Raw genomic sequence first — 20,777 nt, forward strand, 5'->3', positions numbered from 1 at the left:
AAAGATTAACAAATAACTGGTAAGAGGAGAGCCTGACATGAATCGAACGGAGCAGCAGTTCCATACCTATCAAGACCTCGTGAAGCGATTATATGATCTTGAATCGCTAGCGGTACCGCCGCAGGCTGGAGAAAAATCGGGGTGCTTCTCAAGTTTTGACCGAAACTCTATTTATAATGCCGAGACGGGCTTATACGAGAATTGGGGAGCCAATGATGATGGAGGAGGCTTCATTCGTAAGGAAGGAGAAAGCATCGTCGCCATGGAACTTGACGGTCCCGGCGTGATCTGGAGATTCTGGTCTGCACTTCCTGAGGACGGGCATATCCGGATTTATATTGATCACGCCGACACCCCCGTGATCGATCAGCCCTTCCGGGATTATTTCGATAAATTCAACCAGGAAGGACCCCCATCCAATTTTCCGAATCTGTTGCCTACATTATCCCGGGGAAGAAACAGTTTCATCCCAATTCCCTTCCAAAAACATTGCAAGGTGTTGCTGGATAAAGGTTGGGGAGCCTATTATCACATAACGTATACCTCGTTCCCTTCCGAAGTCCAACTGCCCTCTTTTGACGGCAGTATCGACAAGGAGAGTGCCATAGCACTGGCCGAAGCAGACCGGTTTTTACAGCAAAGGGGAACGTACTCTTTTATGAAAAAGGAAGGGTCCTCCGCCGAGAGCGTTACGGTATCCGTACCGGCAGGCGGCAAAGCGGTGCTTTTGGATAAACAGGGGGCTGGCGCTATCTCCATGTTCCGGATTAGGACAGACCTTGGACGAAAGAGCGAGGAACAGCAGCAGATCTTGACCAGGCAGTTGGTCATCTCGATGAGATGGGACAATGAAGAAGCTCCTTCCGTATGGGCTCCACTGGGTGATTTTTTTGGAAGCGCACCCGGGATCAAGCCGTACCGAGCCATGCCTCTGGGCATGAATGAACATGAAATGTACAGTTATTGGTACATGCCGTTCTCGGAAGGCGCCAGGATCGAAATTGAAAATGATGGAGTCGAACCGTGCGAGATAGCGGCTGATATCCGGTATACTCCCTTAACGACATCTCATACGGACGATCTCCTACGTTTTCATGCAAAATGGCACCGGGATGATTATCTGGATCTGGATACGGGCCGATTCAAGGAAGGCGGGGATCGTTGGCCGGATTGGCCTCTGCTGCTGACGAAAGGCCGGGGAAGGTTCTGCGGCGTTCATCTGCATGTGTATAATACCTGGGAGAAACCAGATGAGGTAGCCGAAACATGGTGGTACGGGCGATGGGATCGAAAAACGATTGATTGGTGGTGGGGAGAAGGAGACGAGAAATTTTTCGTGGATGGCGAATCCTTTCCGTCTACGTTCGGAACGGGTAGCGAGGACTATATTGGCTATGCCTGGGCGGCCGAGCCGCCATTCCCGATGTTTGACAGTGCTTTCGCCAGTCAGCCGTTTATCGAGTTGGATGCAAACGGACATACCTCGGTTAACCGATTTCATATTTGTGACAACGTTCCCTTCATGGACTCCTTCGAAGGATTTATTGAGAAATATAAAGGGAATCAATGGGGCCCAAATAATCAATGTTTGTATGCCGCCACTGTTTATTGGTATCAGGAACGAGGCACAAGCGATGCGTACATGCCTGTTCCGGTGAATGAGCGCTTAGCTACTTTAACCATTAGGAGGGATGAAGGATGAGGGAGTTTTTCTACCGGCCGGCTAACGCCTGGGTCGGAGACGTTATTCCATATTATGAAGACGGGGAGTTTAAGTTATTTTATCTTCACGGATGGAGGGATAACTATCGTGAGGGCCTTGACCACGGCTGGCATCTTGTCGGAACGAAGGATTTCGTGAATTATCGGGAAGAAGGAGCTTGCAAGATCGAAGGCGGCACCGGTCATATACTGAAAGTGGACGGTATCTATCATATGTTCTACTGCATATTTCCAGAAGGCAAGCAGCTGGTATGTCATGCGATCAGCAGAGACTTCAAGACTTGGGAAGCGATCCCTGAGGATAGCTTTGCGGCTGATGACCGCATCTATGAACTGTCTGATTGGCGTGACCCCTTCGTATTCTGGAATGAGGAGGAAGGTCAATACTGGATGCTGCTCGCAGCGATGGCGAAAGGGCCAACCAATCGAAAAGGATGTACCGCACTGCTGTCATCCAAGGATCTTCAAGCTTGGGAGTACCGCGAGCCCCTGTACGCGCCGAATCTGCACGTAGGGGCTCACGAATGCCCCGATTTGTTTCGGATCGGGGAGTGGTGGTATTTGATCTACTCCTCTTATACCGGGCGATTTGCGACCTTTTACCGGATGAGCCGTTCCCTGGATGGCCCATGGATTACCCCAAAGGAGGATACTTTCGACGGACGGGCTTTCTATGCGGCCAAATCCGTGGATGACGGGCAGAAACGCTACCTGTTCGGTTGGAATCCAACGAAAAATGACGATTTATTCGGCTGGAATCCGCCGAAATCCCTTGGCAAGGATTACGATACTTGGGACTGGGGCGGGAATCTGATCGTGCATGAAATCGTTCAGCGTCCCGATGGCAACCTCAGCGTAAAGGTACCTGAAACGGTCGATGCTGCATTTACGGATGGGTTTCCTATACATTTCAATGGAATTGCAGGAGATTGGATCCATTTGGATAGCTCGCTTTCCTGCGAGTCTCCGTATGGGTTTGCCGGCTGCACGAGCCAGGAGGATTTGCCTGATCAATGCAAGATATCTGCACACGTCTCATTTTCCGGGGAAACGCAAGGTGTTGGGTTCATGTTACGAACAGAAGACATTTTGGATGCAGCCTATTATCTCACATTGGAACCGCAACGAAACCGTATTACCTTCCGGGGGGCGATAATGCAGTCGGAAGAGGGCGGGAAAACGTTCCCTTATGAGGTTGAACTGGAACGTCCCGTTCAGCTTGTTCCCAATCATCCTTATGAAATCAAAGTGTTTATTGACGGAACGATCTGCGAAATGTATGTAGATGATCAAATTGCAATGAGCGCCAGAATGTATGATATTCATCGAGGGAAGCTTGGCTTGTTCGTTAGCCAAGGTAGTGCCCAATTCAACAGTGTAAAAATCACAATCAGAGAATAGGATTCCCGGTGGTATAGACCGATAAATTGGTCGACGAGATATTTCAAAGTCTAGCTGATGAACGTTCAATATAGAAAAACGGGGCTGTCCCAGCCATTTTTATGACTTATGGGACAGCCCTGTCTTGTATGCAGTATTTGGAAAATATCGATATTAGTAACCAGCTCACCCACGCGGTGCTGGTTATTTGGGATGTCCCCATAAATATTTGTCTCAACATTGAGAAAAGAGATGGAATGTTTGGTATGAGATAAGTCATAGAATAACTTTAAGTAAGCGCTTCCAATAACATCAATATGAATTCACGGAGGGGTTCAGAATGCGATTTAAGAGAGCTGCCACACCGCTCGTCGCTCTGTTCATGTCGGTCACATTGTTTGCCGGATGCCAAAGTGTTCAGCCACCATCAGTAAGTGAACCACAAGGGACGGTGGATACGCCGACCACGACAACTCAGAACGAACCTGCACCACAGACCAACAAGGAGACACCACGTAATGAGACCTTGTATATCAACGGGCTGCAATGGGGACCACCAACCAACTTCAATCTGTTGAGCGGAAATCCCGCATTTCCTGTGAATTACGGCAACTCCAGGGAACTGGTGTACGAGACGCTGTTCATGGTGAATCAGCTGGACGGCGGTCTTGAACCTCTCCTGGGCAAGTCGTATGAATGGACGGATGAAACCACCCTGCGCATCGAGTTGAATGCGGATGCGAAGTGGAGCGACGGAACGGCTTTTACGGCAGATGATGTTGTGTATACCTATGAACTGGGCAAAAAATACGATATCAACTGGAGCAGCTTCTGGACCTACATCAGTGAAGTGAAAGCGGATGGAGCGCAGGCCGTGGAAATTAAGCTGAACCCTGATAACCCTAACAAGCTGACCGTACTGGACAGCATTGAACTGATTCCGATGCTTCCGAAGCATATCTGGGAAGAGATCGAGAAGAAGAACAATAATGATCTGACCGCAATCCGCAAAGAGGTTAATGACAATCCGGTGGGCACCGGAGCATATAAACTTCACTTTTACAACGACCAGAAAATTACGATTGTCCGTGACGATAACTACTGGGGACAGAAATTGTTCGGCAAGCTGCCTTCACCGAAGTACATCACCCATGTGATCTACAAGGATAATGCCGCAGGTGATCTGGCGTTTAAGAGTGGGCAAGTGGACGTCTCCCAGCAGTTTATCCCTCAGGTATGGAAGATGTGGGAAGGCGGGGCGGCCGTCAAAACGTATCTGAAGGATGCGCCGTATTATCTGCCTGGTTCCATGCCAAGCATTTTCTTCAATCTGTCCAAAGCCGGACTTGATAATGCTGACGTTCGCCGTGCAATAGCCATGAGCATCAACTATGAAAAAATCTCGGAGCTGGCCATGAGCGGATATTCCGCACCAATGCAGCCGTCCCTGACCTTGAACTCGGACGCCGAGTCCAAATATATTGACCAAGATGCCATCAAGTCGTTGCAATGGACGATGGATATTGAAGGAGCCAACGCCCTGCTCGACAAGATTGGAGCGAAGAAAGGCAAAGATGGCATCCGTGTTCTTAACGGTACACGCCTTGGACCTTTCGAGGTTGAATGTCCTTACGGCTGGTCTGACTGGAACGCTGCCCTGGAGATCGTAGCGCAGAGCGCCAAGGCCATAGGGATTGAGATTCGCACCAAATTCCCGGAATCTCCGGTATGGACCAATGATCTGCAAACTGGCAAATTCGATATCATCATGAACACACCTGCGGGCGGGGTCAGCCCAAGTCAGCCGTGGAATCGTGCGATGACGATCATGTACTCCAAAGGGGTTGCCCCAATGGGTGAGATGGCGTTCTGGAACTGGGGACGTTACCAGAATGACCGCGCAGACGCCATTATTGAAGAGATTCCATCCGTGTCTGACGAGGCAAAGCTGAAGTCACTGTACACCGAACTGAATACCATCTGGCTGAAAGATATCCCTTCCATTCCGCTGATGTACAGACCATGGGTGTTTGACACCGTGAATGAATCGGTCTGGAAAGGCTTCCCGACCGAAGGAGATGGCACCAACATTCCGCCGCAAATCTCGATGGACGGAGCGGGTATCAAGGCATTGTATCAGATCCACAATTAAGGAACTCATATTGAATCAGGACACGATGAAGTGACACGCCACTTCAGACATAAGGCCCTTATCCGCTAAACTCGGGGGTGCTAAATCCTATGAATGCCTATTCCAGATATGTCGCCAAAAAAATATTCTGGTACGGCCTGACCCTGGTCATCGCCATCGGACTGAATTTTATTTTGCCAAGACTGATTGAAGGTAACCCGGTGAGCATGATCGCTTCCAAAATGACGTCAGGGATGACCGACTCGGATTCCATCAAGCGGGTGTATGAGACGTTTACGGTTGAATTCGGCATTGATCAGCCGCTATGGACCCAATTCGGCATCTATTTGAAAAATCTGTTCACAGGCAATCTGGGCACGTCCTTTGGACTGTATCCGAAGCCTGTGACGGACATTCTGGCCTCCGCCGTCCCATGGACGGTGGGGCTTCAACTTCCGGCCATCCTGGTCGGCTGGATCATTGGTAATTTGCTCGGCGCCATTGCGGCGTACCGGAAGGGTGTTTTTGATAAAGTGCTGTTTCCGGTAGCGTTGTTTATCAATTCCATTCCTTTTTTTACTCTGGCTATTATTATGCTGTATGTCTTTGCGTTATCACTGAAATGGTTCCCGCTATCGGGGGGATATGACTTCCAGATGGTACCGCAGCTGAGCTTCGACTTCATCATGTCCGTGGTTCGCCACCATACCTTGCCATTCCTCTCCATTGTGCTCGTGACCATTGGTGGTCAGGCCATTGGTATGCGGGAGATGTCCATCTATGAGCTCAATTCAGACTATGTGTTATACAGTAAACTGCTGGGTATTCGCGACGGCCGAATTGCGCGTTATGTGTTCCGTAACGCCATGCTGCCGCAAATTACGGGACTTGCGCTCTCCATCGGTACGATGGTTGGCGGATCACTCATCTGTGAGATTGTCTTCAGTTATCCGGGCATCGGCACATGGCTGTTCACGGCCATAAGGCAACTGGATTACCCACTAATCTCGGGGTGTACGCTGTTAATTGCCATTGCTGTATTGCTTGCGAACTTTACCATTGATGTCATCTACGGTTTCATTGACCCGCGCATCAAGGCCGCTCAAATGGAGGAACAGTGATATGAAGCATTCGATCTCTATTTTGCTGAAGTCACCCAAATTCATGATCGGTGCGGTGACTTTTGTCGGCATGCTGCTCTTGGTTACGATCTACCCGCTCATTAATCGCAGTGATCCCCTGGAGATGATTGCGATGGCATTCCAGCCACCTGGTGATGGATTGCTGTTAGGATCGGACAATTTTGGACGGGACATCTTTCTTGAATTGATGTATGGCATCCAGACATCCATACGTGTGGGGCTGATTGCAGGTGTGTTTGCGACCGCTATCGGTTTGGTTATGGGCCTGGTGTCGGGATATATCGGGGGAATGCTGGATAACTTTCTGACAGCAATCACCAACATATTCATCGTTATTCCTTCATTTATTATTCTGATCTTGATCTCCGTTAGCATTGATTCACGCAGTTCCCTGGTGACGGCGATCATTATTGGTATAACCAGCTGGCCCTGGACGGCCCGGGCTGTGCGAGCCCAGACGACATCTCTGCGCAGTCGGGACCATGTGCATATTGCGAAAATTTCGGGACACAGTACGCCGCGTATCATTATCCATGAGATTTTGCCGTATATCGCGTCTTATGTGGTGATGGCCTTTGTGCTCCAGACGGCATCGGGCATTCTGTCCGAAGCCTCCATCTCCATGCTGGGACTGGGGCCGTATAATACGATCTCGCTCGGCATTCTGATGAACTGGGCACTGGTGTTTGAAGCGCCAGTAGCAGGGGCGTGGTGGGCCTTCATTCCTGCGGCGCTGGCAATTGCCGTCATTACCTTCTCGCTTTATCTAATGAATACGGGCATGGACGAAATTTTCAATCCGAAAATAAGGAGCTAAGACCATGAACCAACCTATACTTCAGGTCAGCGGTCTCAAAACCTATTACCGTACCCGGCTCAAGGAGAACGTCTTTGCCGTCGATGGGGTGGAGTTCGGGCTGAAAGAGGGGCAGACGCTGGGCATTGCAGGTGAATCGGGCTGTGGCAAATCGACGCTGGCGCTCAGCCTGATGGGCTTTTATTTCCCGCCGCTTCATTATGGCAGTGGTTCGATCCGGATTAATGGCACCGATATTATGCAGCTGAACAAAGAGCAGCTTCGTTCCCGCATTCTGGGCAAAGAAATTGCTTATATTCCGCAGGCCGCCATGAATGCGCTGAACCCAACGCTGCGGATTATCAGGTTTATTGAAGACATCATGAAGGAGCATCGTCCCCAGATGAAACGGACGGAGGTGCGGAAAATGGCTGCGGAGCGCTTCCAATCCCTGAATCTGTCGCCGGATGTGCTGGATATGTATCCCAATGAATTGTCCGGCGGCATGAAGCAGCGAACGGTCATCGCCATCTCAACGATTCTGAATCCCAACGTGCTCATAGCGGATGAACCTACTTCAGCTCTGGACGTAACTTCTCAGAAGGCAGTCATCCGTCTGTTGAAGGATTTGTTGAAGCGCAAAGTAATCAAATCACTGGTGTTCATCACGCATGAGCTGCCGCTGTTGTACCATGTCACGGACGAAATTATGGTGATGTATGCCGGGGAGATCGTGGAACGAGGCACGGCAGAGCAGATGATTTTCAATCCGCTGCATCCGTACACCCGTAAACTGATGGGCTCCATCATTGTGCCGGAAGAGGGCATGAAGGAGCACAAACTGGCTGCCATTCCCGGTGCACCACCGAATCTGAAGAATGTGCCGGAAGGCTGCCGCTTTGCAGAGCGCTGTACACTGGTTACCGACGAGTGCCGCCAGGGCAAAATCGAGAACATTCATGTCGATGGGCGCATATATCGCTGTCTCCTGACACCGGAGATGCTGGAGCAGATCAGGGAGCAGGAACAGGAGCAGGACGGTCAAGTAGAGCAGGAGAGCATGAACGAAGAGTCCCTGGAGAGGGAACAAACTCAGGAGGAGAAAGGCTCAAATAAAGATGAAGTCCGGGATATTCGAACTGCCACAGACGATACTGCAGACCAATGAAATGATTCTTTCTGGGCGTAATGGGCTCGGATCAAGGCTCCCTGAAAGGAGTGAGGTGTATGGCGATGGGCAAGGTGCTGATCAGCGGCCGCCATCTGACCAAGGTGTACGGTACAGGCAATCGCAAAAAGGCAGCGGTGGACGATGTGAGCTTTGATTTTCATGAAGGGGAGATTATCTCCATTGTCGGAGAGAGTGGCAGTGGCAAGACGACGCTTGCGAAAATGATCATGGGCTTGCTCAAGGAAACGGGTGGAGCGATCGAATACGATGGCAAGCCCAGACAACTGAAGCGGTATCGTGAGCGTAAAGCCTATTGGAAGGATATCCAGGCCATTTTCCAGGACCCGTTCTCTTCGTTTAACGTATTTCACCGGGTGGAAAAGCTGCTGGTGGACTGTATCAAACTTCAGGGGCTGAAGCTGAACAAGGACGAGGAATATGCCAAAATGAAGGAAGCCTGTTCCTTCGTCAACCTGAAGTTCGAAGAGTTATACAACAAATATCCGTTTGAGCTGTCCGGTGGACAGATGCAACGGCTCATGATTGCCCGCATTTTCATGCTGCATCCTAAGGTGTTGATCGCCGATGAACCGACGTCCATGGTGGACGCGTGCTCGCGTTCAACGATTCTGGATATGCTGCTCAAGCTGCGCGACGAGAACCGAATGACCATTGTGTTTATTACGCACGACGTGGGTCTGGCTTATTATGTGAGCGACACGATCTGTATTATGGAGCATGGACGAATGGTGGAGGCAGGGAGAGCGGAGGAGGTCATTCACCATGCGGAGCATCCCTATACCAAGCAATTAATCAATGACGTACCCAAAATTCATTCTCCCTGGGTGCTCGATTGACACAAATCAAGCCCTGGACCGTGTTGAGCGGAACAGGGCTTCTTATTGTCCAAGATGAAAGGTTCGTTTTAGCGAGTGGGTGGTTGTGGCGTCTGTGCAGACTCTGTTGATGGGGGTGTTGAATGGGTGTGATCTTCCGCGTTATTCTGGTATGTCTGCTTGCCGGAATAAAAGTTAATGATGTCATCAACCGTAGAAAACACGACATTTACATCAAAATGTTCGTTGTGTGTTTGAATAAAAACCTCTTTTCCAATCCTGTTGTTGCTGTTTAGTTTAAAGCTTCTTTCATGGTTAATCCTGCTGTGAATACGGGAACCTTACCTGCTGGCAGTTGAATTTCCTTACCCGTTCTACGGCTTTTGCCCATACGTGCTTCACGATTACGCACTTCAAATTTGCCGAATCCGACCAGTTGAACCTCTTTGCCTTCTTTCAATGCTTCCAAAATCGAATCCAGCACAACCGTTACGGCCTTTTCAGCGTTCTTTTTGGAAAATCCGCCGTTTTTGGCTACTTCTGTGATCAATTGTTCTTTGTCCATTTGTCATACCTCGCTTTTCGTTTTTGGATGAAAGACGCTCTCTGAATTTATGCAAAATGCTCATGTAATAAAACAAAAAGCTGCCTTGTACAAGGCAGCTTTAATATAATTAAACTTTAGTAACGTTCTCAGCCTGTGGACCACGGTTACCTTGAGTTACTTCAAATTGGACGCGTTGTCCTTCATCCAATGTTTTGAAACCGTCGCCTTGAATTGCACTGAAATGAACGAATACGTCTGTTCCTTCTTCAGTTTCGATAAAGCCAAATCCTTTGTCCGCGTTAAACCATTTCACTGTACCTGTTTGCATGTAGTTCCTCCAAAAAATAAGTTTTTAAACGACCATTTTGAAAAGGCTAATTTAGAAATCAACGCTAATCAGGTATATTCAAACCCACAGACTTGATGTCCGCTAATGTATCGATTAATATGATAATACCATGTCCGCTAATATAAGTCAAGATTTGGAGGTTTTTTCTAATGGATAAGATATCTGGTACTTCCGTACAAGGGGAAATGGTTGTTCAGGAATTCATACATATGCTTACGATTCAGGGAGAATTGACTCCCAAAACCTTGAAAGAATATGCGAGTGATTTGAAGCATTTTACCGAATGGTGTAAGGGGAACGATTCTCGGAGTGAAGAGCTCACATTTCGTATCGAAGACGTGCATACATCGACATTGGTCCGTTACCGGGAGGATTCACAAAAGGTGATGCAATTGAAGCCATCTACCATTAATCGCAGACTGATTACATTGAAGCGTTTTTTCAAGTGGGCCGCATCGGAATCCAGGATCAACAGTGATCCTTCCAAACCTTTGAAATTCATTCCGGAAGACAAGGTTAGCCCACGCCGAATGACCACCGAGGAAGAACGATCATTCATATCTGCGGTCGAGAACGGCAACTCGCTTCGGGATCAGACCATTCTTACGCTCATGTTTCATACCGGTATGCGAACGATGGAGATATGCAATCTCGCTCCCGGTGATATTGAATTGGGCAAACGAAGCGGGCAGCTCACCGTACGGGCCGATAAACGAAACGGTCAACGGAAAATTCCACTGAACATGACATGTATTGCTTTGTTAAAAATGTACATGGCTGGCCTCGCGCCGGGTAGTCCTTACCTGTTTCCTTCCGAGAAAACCAGTGATCGCTTAACGGAGAGGGCGCTGCGCCATTTGATCAAAAAGGTGATGACTACAGCCGGTCTGGAGGGGCTAAGTTCCCATGATCTGCGTCATCGGTTCGGATACGCTATGGCCGAGCATACACCACTACATCGCTTGGCAGAAATGATGGGACATATCAATCCGGATACGACGATGATTTATGTGAAGGGGTTAAATGCCAATCTATCTTCATCAGCAGAAGAGAATGGAGAAACGGAACCGCATTAAAGTATATGAAGAACTCTTTATGAGGAATTAAGAATGGATATAGGATCAATGCCCTGACCCACTTCAAGTGGATGAGGGCTGTTTGGTTATCCAAGAATGACTGACATCCCATTCGGGTTTGTTGTTTGCATTGATTTGCGATTCTAATGTAATAATGGCATAGGTTCCATCATGCTTTTCCCAATAAAGTATTGCCTTTGTATGATCGGGATGTAAAAGCAAGGCAGGCATGATATCCCTGTTTTCCAGCATGGTTCTTCGTTCGTTACTATAATAGGCAGTGATGAAGGAAGAGTGCTCTTGATGGGGGAGGGTGTTTAATGAATCCTCCAAGCTGTAAAACAGTTTCCATTCAGTTATATTCTCATTTTCACTATTCGCATTCAGCGTGTTACGTATCGCCTCTATTCCTCTGCTCCATGATTTTGTTAACTTCTCCTGAAGTTCTTGAGGTTGCTTCTCCCAGCGTGAAGACTCGGTGGATGCTTCAAATCGATCGGTCCGAATCGTCTCCGTGATTGCACCGCTGCAGATTAATATTGCGGCAATACCGGTCGTTATCATTCCAGATTTCAAGTAATTCATCAGTTAATAGACTCCTATCCTATTTCATAATTAACCCCTTTCAATAATTTACCATATATTTGGTTTGTGAGCGCTCATTATATCAATCTTATCACCTTAAAAGTAAGCGGTTACATAATTAAATTTATATTGTATATTATGATGGCAACCTTGGATCATCTCGACATATACATTATTGCTTGGGCTTAAGGCCCGTTAAATAAAGGAGGAATCTGACGTGTACCGGGTATTGCTGGTGGATGATGAAGAGGATGTACGCGAAGGGTTGGTTGTAGAGGTAGATTGGGAAGCACTCGATCTGCGCATTGTCGGTCTGGCGGAGAATGGCCGGGAGGCACTGGAGATGGCAGAGCGTGTGGAGCCGGATATTGTGGTAACGGATATCAGCATGCCATTTATGGATGGACTTGAACTTGCCAAAAGGTTGCGGGAGCGAAATCCGCTTGTGAAAGTGGTGATTTTGACTGGATATGATGAATTCGACTACGCCCGGCAAGCGGTCTCGCTGAGTGTGGATGAATATTTACTGAAGCCTTTCTCGGCGGGACACCTGACAGAACTGCTTACAAGGTTGCGTGCGCAGATGGCAGATGAAGTGGCCGAGCGAGAGGATGTTCAACAGCTGCGCGACCATTATTATACAAGTCTGCCCCTGTTACAGGCGGATCTGATGGCAACTTTGCTGCATCGGCAAAAATCACCGGAATATATCCATGGCAAAGCAAAGCAATGCGGACTGGATCTGCACGGTGAACGCTATGGTGTATCCGTATTGACTCTGCACATGGACGGAGATCAATCCGAGGATGCGGAGTTGAAACAGTTCGCTGCGCTGAACATTGCTGCAGAGGTATGGACGGAACACGGGGCCGGACATGCTTTTATGCACCAGGAGACGATTGTACTGCTCTATGTAGATCGGTGGGGTGGAGAAGATGGGGAGAAACGACAGCAGCAGGCATTGGAAAATGTAATGCGCAGCATTAATCACTATCTGCGCATTCCTGCCACTGTTGGATCGGGCTCGATCGTGAACACACTGGCAGGTGTGAAGCATGCCTATGAGGATGCACTACTGGCACTGGATTATCGGCTTGTACCGGGGACCGATTCGCTCATTTATATTGCAGATGTGGAGCGGCAGACGGCGGGCAAACTGCGTTTTGACGAGTTGAAGCAGCAGACACTGACTCGTTGTCTAAAGGCGGGCACGCAGGCGGAGCTGGAGGACGCACTTGAGATCATTTTCCGGGAAATTACGGTGGAGCATGGGCGAAGTGACATTCAACTGTATCTGATTGAAGTTTTAACAAACGTTTGGAAGGCGGCGCAGGCATCGGGCGAGGCCATGGAGGACATTTTTGGGGCAGGGTTTCAGTTGTATGCCGATTTGTTTCGTTTGGCAGGATTGTCCGAAGCACAAGGTAAGGTGCGGGAGGTTTGTCTGCTCGTTCAACATCGCATTGCCAGCGGAAGGCAGCATGTATACAAGGATATTGTGGAACAGGCATTATCGTTTACCAAAGAACACTACGCCGATCCGGATCTGTCCATTCAGAAAGTATGCGGGCATCTGCATATCAGCCCGGGTTATTTTTGCGGCATTTTCAAAAAAGAAGTACAGCTTACCTTCCTGCAATATCTGATGCAGATGCGGATGGAGGCGGCCAAGGAGTTACTTCGATCCACGGAGATGAAGTCTTTTGAAATTGCAGGGCAGGTAGGCTTCGCGGAACCGAATTATTTCAGTTTTTGCTTCAAAAAACATATCGGCATCTCGCCCAAAGAATATCGCAAACAGACTGCACTAACAGCTAGTGAAGGCTCAAGCAGATGAGAACGTCTGCCGGATGGCTAAGATCCCTTTGGCTCAAGCTGCGGTCCAGGCTACGTTCATCCAGAGTCAGCAGTATCCGCTTTATTATTACGTGGTCCTTCTCTGTCTTCATTGTATTGGTGCTAACCATCATGGCGATGCTGCTGCATGACAAATTCACGCAGGCCGCGGAGCGAAGTGCGGAGCTGACGACGAGACAGATCGTGGATCAGGTCAGTTACAATCTGGAAGATTATGTACGCAGCATGTCGCATCTGTATCGAGCCATCGAAGAACATATGCTGCGTGATGGTACGTGGGAAGGGGATCAGGTAGATAAACAGCTCGACACGCTGCTCAGCAGCCGCGAAGATATCATCTCCATTACTTTGCTGGATTCTACAGGGCATTTGCTCAAGAATAGACCTTCAGCCGAATTAAAACCGAGTGCCCATGTGACACAGCAAGGGTGGTTTCAATCTGCTCTCCGAGTGCCGGATCACCTTAGTTTCTCACTGCCTCATATCCAAAACATGTACACAGGCCCATACAAATGGGTCGTTTCCATGAGCAAAGGCATTACCGTACGCCAAAATGGTCAGGATCGGCAGGTCATTCTGCTGGTGGATATCAACTTCAAACAAATGGACGAACTGAGCCGCCGGGTCAGCCTGGGGCAGCGGGGATACGTCTACATTATCGACGAAAGTGCTGGCAATATCGTCTACCATCCGCAGCAGCAATTGATGTACATGGGGCTCAAAAGTGAAAATATTGAACAGGCTCTGGTTGCAACCGGCAGTTATGAAGATGAAGCGGATGGGCAGAAAAGGTTGAATACGGTCAAGTCTGTCGCCAATATCGGATGGAAAATCGTGGGTGTGGCTTATCTGGATGAGATTATGACAACCCGCCAGGAGGTCAATGGATATTTGATTCGGGTGCTTCTGGTTGTGCTGGTACTGGTTATCCTCGTCTCGCTGTTTCTCTCTTCCAGTCTGACACGTCCGATCCGGCGTATGGAACGAAAGATGAAGGCCGTGGAGCGAGGGGATTTTAACGTGGAGTTACCCATTGAAGGGCCGCTGGAAGTGGAACGTTTATCCCGTCGTTTTAACCTAATGGTCTATAAAATCCGTACCTTGATGAGCGAAATCATTCATGAACAGGAACAGAAGCGTCGTCTCGAACTGGAAGCTTTGCAGGCTCAGATCAATCCACATTTCCTGTACAACACGTTGAATTCAGTCGTGCGTATGGTGGGTATGAGCCGGAATGAGGAAGTCATTACGATGATTACTTCGTTATCCCGATTGTTTCGCATCAGTCTCAGTCAAGGCAAAACGATTATTACGGTCAGGGAAGAACTGGAGCACGCCCACCATTATCTGACGATTCAGCAGATGAGGTTTAAGCGAAAATTCAATTTTAGCATGAATGCGGATGAGGATACGCTGGACTGCTTGACACTTAAGCTGGTGCTTCAGCCACTCATTGAAAATGCGATCGTGCACGGCATTGAGTATCACATGGACGAGGGTTGTATTGAGATTCGTGTATACCAGGAGGATGACAAGCTGGTATTTCGTATTACGGATAATGGGGTCGGCATGACGGAAGAGCAGATGTCGAAACTTCTAATGGGTAGTCCTATCGTGAAAAGTGGTGCAGGATCAGGTGTAGCTGTACGCAATGTGCATGATCGGATTCAGCTCTATTATGGTGAAGCTTACGGTCTTGAATTTGATAGTGAGCTGGAAGAAGGCACAACCGTCTGGATTCGGATTCCGATCCAATGGGAACGAGAGGAGGACGATGATCATGAAGACGAATAAGATCAATAGAACGGAATGGGTCGGTCATATGGCTATGAAAATAAAAATCCGCTCTCGCGTGAAATTCCTACGGATGAGAGTCTTTATCCTTCGTTATGTAGGCATGACAGCAGCAACTTGCTGCCTGTTGTTATGTATGGCGTGTGGTATGTCGAACGCTGATCCGGCGGGATTGCCGCCGCGTATTGCACTGATTACGCCAGCGGGAACAGGAGAACTCGCAGAAGCGATACGCCTTGGGGCAGAAGCGGCTGCCAAAGAAGCGGGGGCGGAGCTGATTACGGTGGAGGCTTTTCCCTCCGAGGGATTAACTTACGCGCCATCTAACCCTGACTTCACAGCAGGACAAGGAAAGGTCAAGCAAGAGCATTTGCAAAATGGGACTTATCCACTGAGCGAGCGTGAACAAGCCCAGGTGGATGCAGTATCGCTGGCACTAGAGCAGGGAGCAACGGCCCTGTTGATCGATCCCTTGAGTGAGAAAGCACTAAGTGACATCATCCAGAAGGCACAGACTAAGGATGTCAACGGAGTGGTTATCCCCGTAATTTTACTGAATGACGAGTTTCCTGTAAAAGGGATAACAAGTGTTATCTCGATGGATAACGTTGACGCTGGAAGGCAGGCGGGTCAGGCCATGGCTGTACTTCTGGGAGGACGAGGTAGCGTAGCTTTGCTTGGTCCTGATCCTGTAAATCCTGTGCTGATTAACCGGGAGCAAGGGGTAGTGGAATCACTGGCTCAGTATCCAGATATTACTGTGAAGACCCAATCCGTATGCAGCACCCGGGATGGTTGCTGGCAGGCGGCGAAGCAGCTGCTTGACCAGCAGCAGGTGGACGGATTGATCGCCCTTCAGGAACCTGCTTCTCTGGGGGCAGCGGATGAACTGAATCGGCGTACGTCCGAGAACAGGGGAAACAAGGTGAAGATTGTGGGATTCGGCAGTGAACAGCAGCAGTTAGAGCAGTTACAGGAAGGCAGAATTCAGCACTTGATTGTACAAAACGGATTTAGCGCAGGTTATCTTGGTGTAAATCAGGCTGTTGCACGGCTGAACAATCAACAGGTACAGGCCAGGGTAACGCTGGAAACGAAGCTGGTCAGTACGGACAATATGTTTTGGATGGATAATCAGAAGCTGTTGTTTCCTTTTGTACAGTGAAGGCTCAATTGAGGAAGATTTCGATAAAACAGAGGAAGATATTGTATTCGAATTTATTGTAAACCCTTTCATAATAAAGACATCGGTAAAGCCGAATGAACTTGGGGGAGGTCATTAGGATATGAAGAAAACGTGGATGACATTGTTGCTTACAGCTTGTATGGTTGCGGCGGCAGGATGCAGCAGTGGCGGAGACAGTGCAGGTGGAAGTACAGGGACAGACACAGGAGGTCAGGCGGCGGGAACGGAAACACCGAAGATTGGCGTGGCGATCTATAAGTTTGATGACACGTTCATGACGGGTGTACGGAATTCGATGACCGCAGCAGCGGAAGGTAAAGCCACACTCGATATCGTGGATAGCCAGAACGCACAGCCGACCCAGAATGAGAAAGTCGATCTGTTTGTATCCAAGAAGTACAACGCAATGGCCGTGAATCCGGTTGACCGGACCGCAGCAGGTGTCATTATTGATAAAGCCAAAGCGGCCAGCATTCCGGTGGTCTTTCTGAACCGTGAGCCGGTTGCCGAGGACATGAACAAGTGGGATAAAGTGTATTACGTTGGAGCCAAGGCGGAAGAGTCCGGCACGATCTCCGGTCAGCTCATTGTGGACTACTGGAAGGCTCACCCGGAAGCAGATAAAAACGGGGACGGCAAGCTGCAATACGTCATGCTGAAAGGCGAGCCGGGCCACCAGGATGCTGAGCTGCGGACCAAATATTCCGTACAGGCAATTCAGGATGCCGGTATTGAAGTGGAAGCGCTGGCGGAAGACACGGCGATGTGGGATCGGGTCAAAGGCCAGGAGAAAATGCAGGCGTTCCTTGCCTCCCACGGAGACAAAATTGAAGCGGTATTGGCTAACAATGATGACATGGCACTCGGAGCCATTGAAGCGTTAAAAGCAGCCGGATACTTCAAGGACGGCAAAACGATGCCGGTTGTCGGTGTGGATGCAACTGCTCCGGCCATTCAGGCCCTTCAGGACGGAACGATGCTGGGCACGGTGTTGAATGATGCCAAGAACCAGGGCGCAGCAACGGTTGCACTGGCTTCCGTACTCGCGAAGGGAGAGACTCCAACGAAGGAAAACACGGGTTATGACATTACGGATGGCAAATACGTCTGGATTGCATACAAAAAAATTACGAAAGACAACATTGCCGACGCCCAATAACAGCAGCAAACAGGGACGTCCGTCATGAGATGGCGTCCTTTTTTTGCCGGGTTTACGGAAGGGGAGGATGAAAGATGGAATCACCTTACCTGCTGGAGATGGACGGAATATCCAAAGCATTTCCGGGTGTGCAGGCACTGAGTCAAGTCACATTGAAGGTGAAGCCGGGTACGGTTCATGCACTGATGGGAGAGAACGGAGCGGGCAAATCCACGCTAATGAAATGTCTATTCGGCATGTATCGCCCGGACGAAGGGACGATTCGGATTGACGGCAATGAGGTGGACATTCCGAGTTCGAAAGCGGCGCTTCAGCATGGCATATCGATGATTCATCAGGAACTGAATCCGGTGCCACACCGTCCGGTGATGGAGAACATCTGGCTGGGACGGTTTCCAATGTGGGGGTTGTTGGTGGATGAGAAACGAATGTATGCCGATACACTGGCCCTGTTCAAGGACCTGAATCTGGACATTGATCCGAAGGCTCAGGCAGGAACCTTATCCGTTTCCAAAATACAGTCGATGGAAATTGCCAAAGCGGTCTCTTTTCAATCCAAAGTCATCGTAATGGATGAACCAACGTCCTCGCTCACGGGCAAGGAAGTGGACCAGCTCTTCGCCATTATTAATCAGCTTCGCAGTCGCGGGGTATCTATTATCTACATCTCGCACAAGATGGAGGAAATTCTGACGATCTCGGATGAGGTCACGATTATGCGGGATGGTTTTGTAGTCGGTACCTGGGATGCTGCCGATTTAACGACCGACCTGATTATTACCCGCATGGTTGGACGTGATCTGGATGAGCGGTTCCCGGAACGAACGAACGTACCTGGAGAAGTGATTTTGAAGGCAGAAGGCTTAACCTCCAGCCAGCCGAATTCGTTCCGTGATGTGACGTTTGAATTGAAGAAAGGTGAAGTGCTTGGAATCGGCGGCCTTGTTGGGGCACAGCGGACGGAATTAATTGAGTCATTGTTCGGCTTACGCGGACTTGCTTCAGGGACGATCTCAATTCATGGACGCAAGGTAAAGATCAAGTCACCTGCCGCAGCAAAGCGTCATAACATTGCCCTGCTAACCGAGGAGCGGAGAGTCACGGGAATTTTTCCAGTGTTGTCTGTATATGAAAATACCATTATTGCGAGCCTCGGACGTTACCGGAATCGGATTGGTCTGTTAGATGAGAAGAAAGGCCGAGATGAGGCACGGGAGCAAACTCAGAAGTTTAGAACTAAAACGCCTTCAGTTAACACGCTAATTCGAAACCTATCTGGTGGTAATCAACAGAAGGTACTCCTGGCTAGATGGTTGTTGACTGACCCGGAAATTCTACTGCTTGATGAACCGACGCGTGGGATTGATGTAGGTGCCAAATTTGAAATCTATACCATTATTACGGAACTGGCCCGTCAGGGCAAAAGCATTATTATGATCAGCTCGGAGATGCCCGAACTGCTGGGGATGTCGGATCGAATTATGGTCATGAGCGAAGGACGGCTTACCGGAATCGTGGACGGAGCCGAGGCAACGGAGCAGGATATTATGAGGCTTGCCGCACAGCAGCGGATGGCTTAGTCAGGAGGGAACACATGAATACACAAGTTATCAATCAGGTGAAGCAGTATGTGGCGCAGCGCGCGATCTTTATTGTGCTGATCCTGCTCGTCATTGGCATTGCCATTGCCGATCCGCACTTTCTTGCTTTCTCTACACTTCGGGATATATTACAACAGTCCTCCACACGGGCCATTATTGCGCTGGGTGCGGCGTTTATTCTGGTAACGGGCGGGGTCGATTTGTCGGCAGGACGGGTCGTTGGTCTAACGGCTGTTGTATCGGCATCCATGCTGCAAATTGACGAATATGCCAATCGGTTCTTTCCCGATCTGCCACATTTATGGGTGTGGGCGCCCATGGTCGTCGGGATTATTGCCGGACTGGCAGTAGGACTGGTGAATGGCATCATTGTAGCCAAATTGCATGTTCCACCCTTTATCGCGACACTGGGCACAATGGTTGCGGTATATGGTTTGAACTCGATTTATTTTGATACGGAGCCCAACCAGTCACAACCCATTGGTGGACTGAGACCTGATTTTACCGTTATTGGGTCTGGTTACATTGATCTTGGCGGCGGTTATTCGATTCCGTATATCGTATTGATTGCTGTAGCGGTTGCGCTGATCTGCTGGGTCGTCTTCAACAAGACCCGCCTCGGGAAGAACATGTATGCCATTGGTGGCAACATTCAGGCTGCTCATGTGTCCGGCATTCATGTGGCACGCAACCTGATTGCGTTGTATGCCATTGCAGGTGCACTGTATGGACTGGGCGGTGTGCTGGAAGCCGCACGTACGGGCGGGGCAACGAACAATTACGGTAATATGTATGAGCTGGATGCTATTGCGGCCTGTGTAGTGGGTGGCGTCTCCACTGCGGGTGGTATTGGTACGGTGCCCGGAGTTATGGCAGGGGTACTGATCTTTGGAGTCATCAACTATGGTCTGACTTTTATCGGTGTAAGTCCTTATTGGCAGCTGATTATTAAAGGGTTGATTATTGTGGCTGCGGTGGCATTTGATATCCGCAAGTATATGGCGAAAAAATAGAAGTGTAGTAATGAAGCATAAAGCCAGCTTCCCGAAATGACAGGGGCTGGCTTTATGCTTGTTTTTCTCTTTTAATGGAATATAACCCATATTAAACCGTAAAGTGGAAAGATCATGACGCTAAAGATCAGCATGAAACCACCGACCTTGTAGGCCACCTTTGTACCATAGTGCGTTTGATATTTACGTGCGATCAAAACGGAAGATAACCAAAAGATTATAGCTACTATGAAGGGGATGTTAAGTCCTTGGTCTCCATTACTATAAATAGGCAAGTTCAGTAGATTAAACAAATGGTGGCTGATCTTTACCTTTTCTGTGCCCCAGGGAAAATTAAAGGCCAACCCCATTGCAAGCACTAGCAGAGAAAGTGTCCCGATGCCCAAAGGTTTTCTTTGTTGTATCATGCTTATCCCTCCATAACCAAGGTTT

The 20,777-nt window shown here is 49.0% G+C and carries 18 protein-coding genes; 14 read left to right on the plus strand and 4 right to left on the minus strand.

What is annotated here, in order from left to right; translation table 11 throughout:
- The first annotated feature begins 37 nt into the window (after window positions 1-37).
- The 7 genes from ACFVQB_RS11530 to ACFVQB_RS11560 all read left to right on the plus strand — a co-directional run bounded on the left by ACFVQB_RS11530 (window position 38) and on the right by ACFVQB_RS11560 (window position 9,199).
- Window positions 38-1,702 (plus strand): glycoside hydrolase family 172 protein, encoded by a 1,665-nt coding sequence (locus tag ACFVQB_RS11530; RefSeq protein WP_379438522.1) that lies wholly within the window; start codon window positions 38-40, stop codon window positions 1,700-1,702.
- Window positions 1,699-3,123 (plus strand): GH32 C-terminal domain-containing protein, encoded by a 1,425-nt coding sequence (locus ACFVQB_RS11535; protein ID WP_379438525.1) that lies wholly within the window; start codon window positions 1,699-1,701, stop codon window positions 3,121-3,123. Before ACFVQB_RS11530 ends, ACFVQB_RS11535 begins: the two co-directional genes overlap by 4 nt.
- Before the next feature lie 319 nt (window positions 3,124-3,442).
- Window positions 3,443-5,254 carry an ABC transporter substrate-binding protein gene (locus ACFVQB_RS11540; RefSeq protein ID WP_379438528.1) on the plus strand — a complete coding sequence of 604 codons (1,812 nt, stop codon included), beginning with the start codon at window positions 3,443-3,445 and terminating at the stop codon, window positions 5,252-5,254.
- 89 nt (window positions 5,255-5,343) lie between these two features.
- Entirely contained in the window at window positions 5,344-6,354 is a 1,011-nt protein-coding gene (locus ACFVQB_RS11545) for an ABC transporter permease (protein WP_379438531.1), read from the plus strand.
- A 1-nt stretch (window position 6,355) separates the two neighbouring features.
- A complete protein-coding gene (locus ACFVQB_RS11550; RefSeq protein WP_379438534.1) occupies window positions 6,356-7,192 on the plus strand; it encodes an ABC transporter permease in 837 nt (278 codons plus the stop codon).
- A gap of 4 nt (window positions 7,193-7,196) precedes the next feature.
- Entirely contained in the window at window positions 7,197-8,339 is a 1,143-nt protein-coding gene (locus tag ACFVQB_RS11555; protein WP_379438537.1) for an ABC transporter ATP-binding protein, read from the plus strand.
- Between the two features lie 59 nt (window positions 8,340-8,398).
- On the plus strand, window positions 8,399-9,199 hold the full coding sequence (locus ACFVQB_RS11560) for an ABC transporter ATP-binding protein (protein WP_062320810.1): 801 nt from the start codon (window positions 8,399-8,401) through the stop codon (window positions 9,197-9,199).
- A 271-nt stretch (window positions 9,200-9,470) separates the two neighbouring features.
- Here ACFVQB_RS11560 and ACFVQB_RS11565 read toward each other — a convergent pair whose 3' ends face one another.
- Together ACFVQB_RS11565 and ACFVQB_RS11570 are read right to left on the minus strand one after the other, a co-directional pair.
- Window positions 9,471-9,743 (minus strand): HU family DNA-binding protein, encoded by a 273-nt coding sequence (locus ACFVQB_RS11565; RefSeq protein ID WP_053783990.1) that lies wholly within the window; start codon window positions 9,741-9,743, stop codon window positions 9,471-9,473.
- Between the two features lie 109 nt (window positions 9,744-9,852).
- A complete protein-coding gene (locus tag ACFVQB_RS11570; protein WP_062320808.1) occupies window positions 9,853-10,053 on the minus strand; it encodes a cold-shock protein in 201 nt (66 codons plus the stop codon).
- Between the two features lie 170 nt (window positions 10,054-10,223).
- Between ACFVQB_RS11570 and ACFVQB_RS11575 the strand changes: the two genes are divergently transcribed.
- Window positions 10,224-11,150, plus strand: coding sequence for a tyrosine-type recombinase/integrase (locus ACFVQB_RS11575; protein WP_379438541.1), 927 nt, complete (start codon window positions 10,224-10,226; stop codon window positions 11,148-11,150).
- A gap of 63 nt (window positions 11,151-11,213) precedes the next feature.
- Here the strand turns inward: ACFVQB_RS11575 and ACFVQB_RS11580 are convergent, their stop codons facing one another.
- Window positions 11,214-11,735, minus strand: coding sequence for a hypothetical protein (locus ACFVQB_RS11580; protein ID WP_379438544.1), 522 nt, complete (start codon window positions 11,733-11,735; stop codon window positions 11,214-11,216).
- 217 nt (window positions 11,736-11,952) lie between these two features.
- Between ACFVQB_RS11580 and ACFVQB_RS11585 the strand changes: the two genes are divergently transcribed.
- The 6 genes from ACFVQB_RS11585 (at window position 11,953) to mglC (ending at window position 20,345) form a co-directional block, all read left to right on the plus strand.
- Window positions 11,953-13,572 carry a response regulator gene (locus ACFVQB_RS11585; protein WP_379438546.1) on the plus strand — a complete coding sequence of 540 codons (1,620 nt, stop codon included), beginning with the start codon at window positions 11,953-11,955 and terminating at the stop codon, window positions 13,570-13,572.
- Window positions 13,569-15,386, plus strand: a complete 1,818-nt coding sequence (locus tag ACFVQB_RS11590) for a cache domain-containing sensor histidine kinase (protein WP_379438549.1) — start codon at window positions 13,569-13,571, stop codon at window positions 15,384-15,386. The genes ACFVQB_RS11585 and ACFVQB_RS11590 overlap by 4 nt, the downstream gene beginning before the upstream one ends.
- Entirely contained in the window at window positions 15,373-16,551 is a 1,179-nt protein-coding gene (locus tag ACFVQB_RS11595) for a sugar ABC transporter substrate-binding protein (RefSeq protein ID WP_379438552.1), read from the plus strand. The genes ACFVQB_RS11590 and ACFVQB_RS11595 overlap by 14 nt, the downstream gene beginning before the upstream one ends.
- 121 nt (window positions 16,552-16,672) lie before the next feature.
- A complete protein-coding gene (locus tag ACFVQB_RS11600; RefSeq protein WP_379438555.1) occupies window positions 16,673-17,731 on the plus strand; it encodes a galactose ABC transporter substrate-binding protein in 1,059 nt (352 codons plus the stop codon).
- 74 nt (window positions 17,732-17,805) lie between these two features.
- Window positions 17,806-19,311 carry a sugar ABC transporter ATP-binding protein gene (locus tag ACFVQB_RS11605; RefSeq protein ID WP_379438558.1) on the plus strand — a complete coding sequence of 502 codons (1,506 nt, stop codon included), beginning with the start codon at window positions 17,806-17,808 and terminating at the stop codon, window positions 19,309-19,311.
- A gap of 14 nt (window positions 19,312-19,325) precedes the next feature.
- Complete coding sequence (mglC, locus tag ACFVQB_RS11610) at window positions 19,326-20,345, plus strand: galactose/methyl galactoside ABC transporter permease MglC (protein WP_379438561.1); 1,020 nt, start codon at window positions 19,326-19,328, stop codon at window positions 20,343-20,345.
- 71 nt (window positions 20,346-20,416) lie between these two features.
- Here mglC and ACFVQB_RS11615 read toward each other — a convergent pair whose 3' ends face one another.
- Complete coding sequence (locus tag ACFVQB_RS11615; protein ID WP_379438564.1) at window positions 20,417-20,752, minus strand: hypothetical protein; 336 nt, start codon at window positions 20,750-20,752, stop codon at window positions 20,417-20,419.
- Window positions 20,753-20,777: the final 25 nt, after the last annotated feature.

Origin of the sequence: Paenibacillus sp. NPDC057886 (genome assembly GCF_042796655.1) — a bacterium.
Taxonomy (GTDB): Bacteria; Bacillota; Bacilli; order Paenibacillales; family Paenibacillaceae; genus Paenibacillus.

What these genes read in the sequence shown, in the direction of transcription:
- ACFVQB_RS11535 (WP_379438525.1), top strand. Translation starts at nt 1,699, where the DNA reads ATGAGGGAGTTTTTCTACCGGCCGGCTAACGCCTGGGTCGGAGACGTT.
- ACFVQB_RS11565 (WP_053783990.1), bottom strand. Translation starts at nt 9,743, where the DNA reads ATGGACAAAGAACAATTGATCACAGAAGTAGCCAAAAACGGCGGATTT.
- ACFVQB_RS11555 (WP_379438537.1), top strand. Translation starts at nt 7,197, where the DNA reads ATGAACCAACCTATACTTCAGGTCAGCGGTCTCAAAACCTATTACCGT.
- ACFVQB_RS11590 (WP_379438549.1), top strand. Translation starts at nt 13,569, where the DNA reads ATGAGAACGTCTGCCGGATGGCTAAGATCCCTTTGGCTCAAGCTGCGG.
- ACFVQB_RS11560 (WP_062320810.1), top strand. Translation starts at nt 8,399, where the DNA reads ATGGCGATGGGCAAGGTGCTGATCAGCGGCCGCCATCTGACCAAGGTG.
- ACFVQB_RS11530 (WP_379438522.1), top strand. Translation starts at nt 38, where the DNA reads ATGAATCGAACGGAGCAGCAGTTCCATACCTATCAAGACCTCGTGAAG.
- ACFVQB_RS11615 (WP_379438564.1), bottom strand. Translation starts at nt 20,752, where the DNA reads ATGATACAACAAAGAAAACCTTTGGGCATCGGGACACTTTCTCTGCTA.
- mglC (WP_379438561.1), top strand. Translation starts at nt 19,326, where the DNA reads ATGAATACACAAGTTATCAATCAGGTGAAGCAGTATGTGGCGCAGCGC.
- ACFVQB_RS11580 (WP_379438544.1), bottom strand. Translation starts at nt 11,735, where the DNA reads ATGAATTACTTGAAATCTGGAATGATAACGACCGGTATTGCCGCAATA.
- ACFVQB_RS11570 (WP_062320808.1), bottom strand. Translation starts at nt 10,053, where the DNA reads ATGCAAACAGGTACAGTGAAATGGTTTAACGCGGACAAAGGATTTGGC.
- ACFVQB_RS11550 (WP_379438534.1), top strand. Translation starts at nt 6,356, where the DNA reads ATGAAGCATTCGATCTCTATTTTGCTGAAGTCACCCAAATTCATGATC.
- ACFVQB_RS11605 (WP_379438558.1), top strand. Translation starts at nt 17,806, where the DNA reads ATGGAATCACCTTACCTGCTGGAGATGGACGGAATATCCAAAGCATTT.
- ACFVQB_RS11600 (WP_379438555.1), top strand. Translation starts at nt 16,673, where the DNA reads ATGAAGAAAACGTGGATGACATTGTTGCTTACAGCTTGTATGGTTGCG.
- ACFVQB_RS11595 (WP_379438552.1), top strand. Translation starts at nt 15,373, where the DNA reads ATGAAGACGAATAAGATCAATAGAACGGAATGGGTCGGTCATATGGCT.
- ACFVQB_RS11540 (WP_379438528.1), top strand. Translation starts at nt 3,443, where the DNA reads ATGCGATTTAAGAGAGCTGCCACACCGCTCGTCGCTCTGTTCATGTCG.
- ACFVQB_RS11575 (WP_379438541.1), top strand. Translation starts at nt 10,224, where the DNA reads ATGGATAAGATATCTGGTACTTCCGTACAAGGGGAAATGGTTGTTCAG.
- ACFVQB_RS11545 (WP_379438531.1), top strand. Translation starts at nt 5,344, where the DNA reads ATGAATGCCTATTCCAGATATGTCGCCAAAAAAATATTCTGGTACGGC.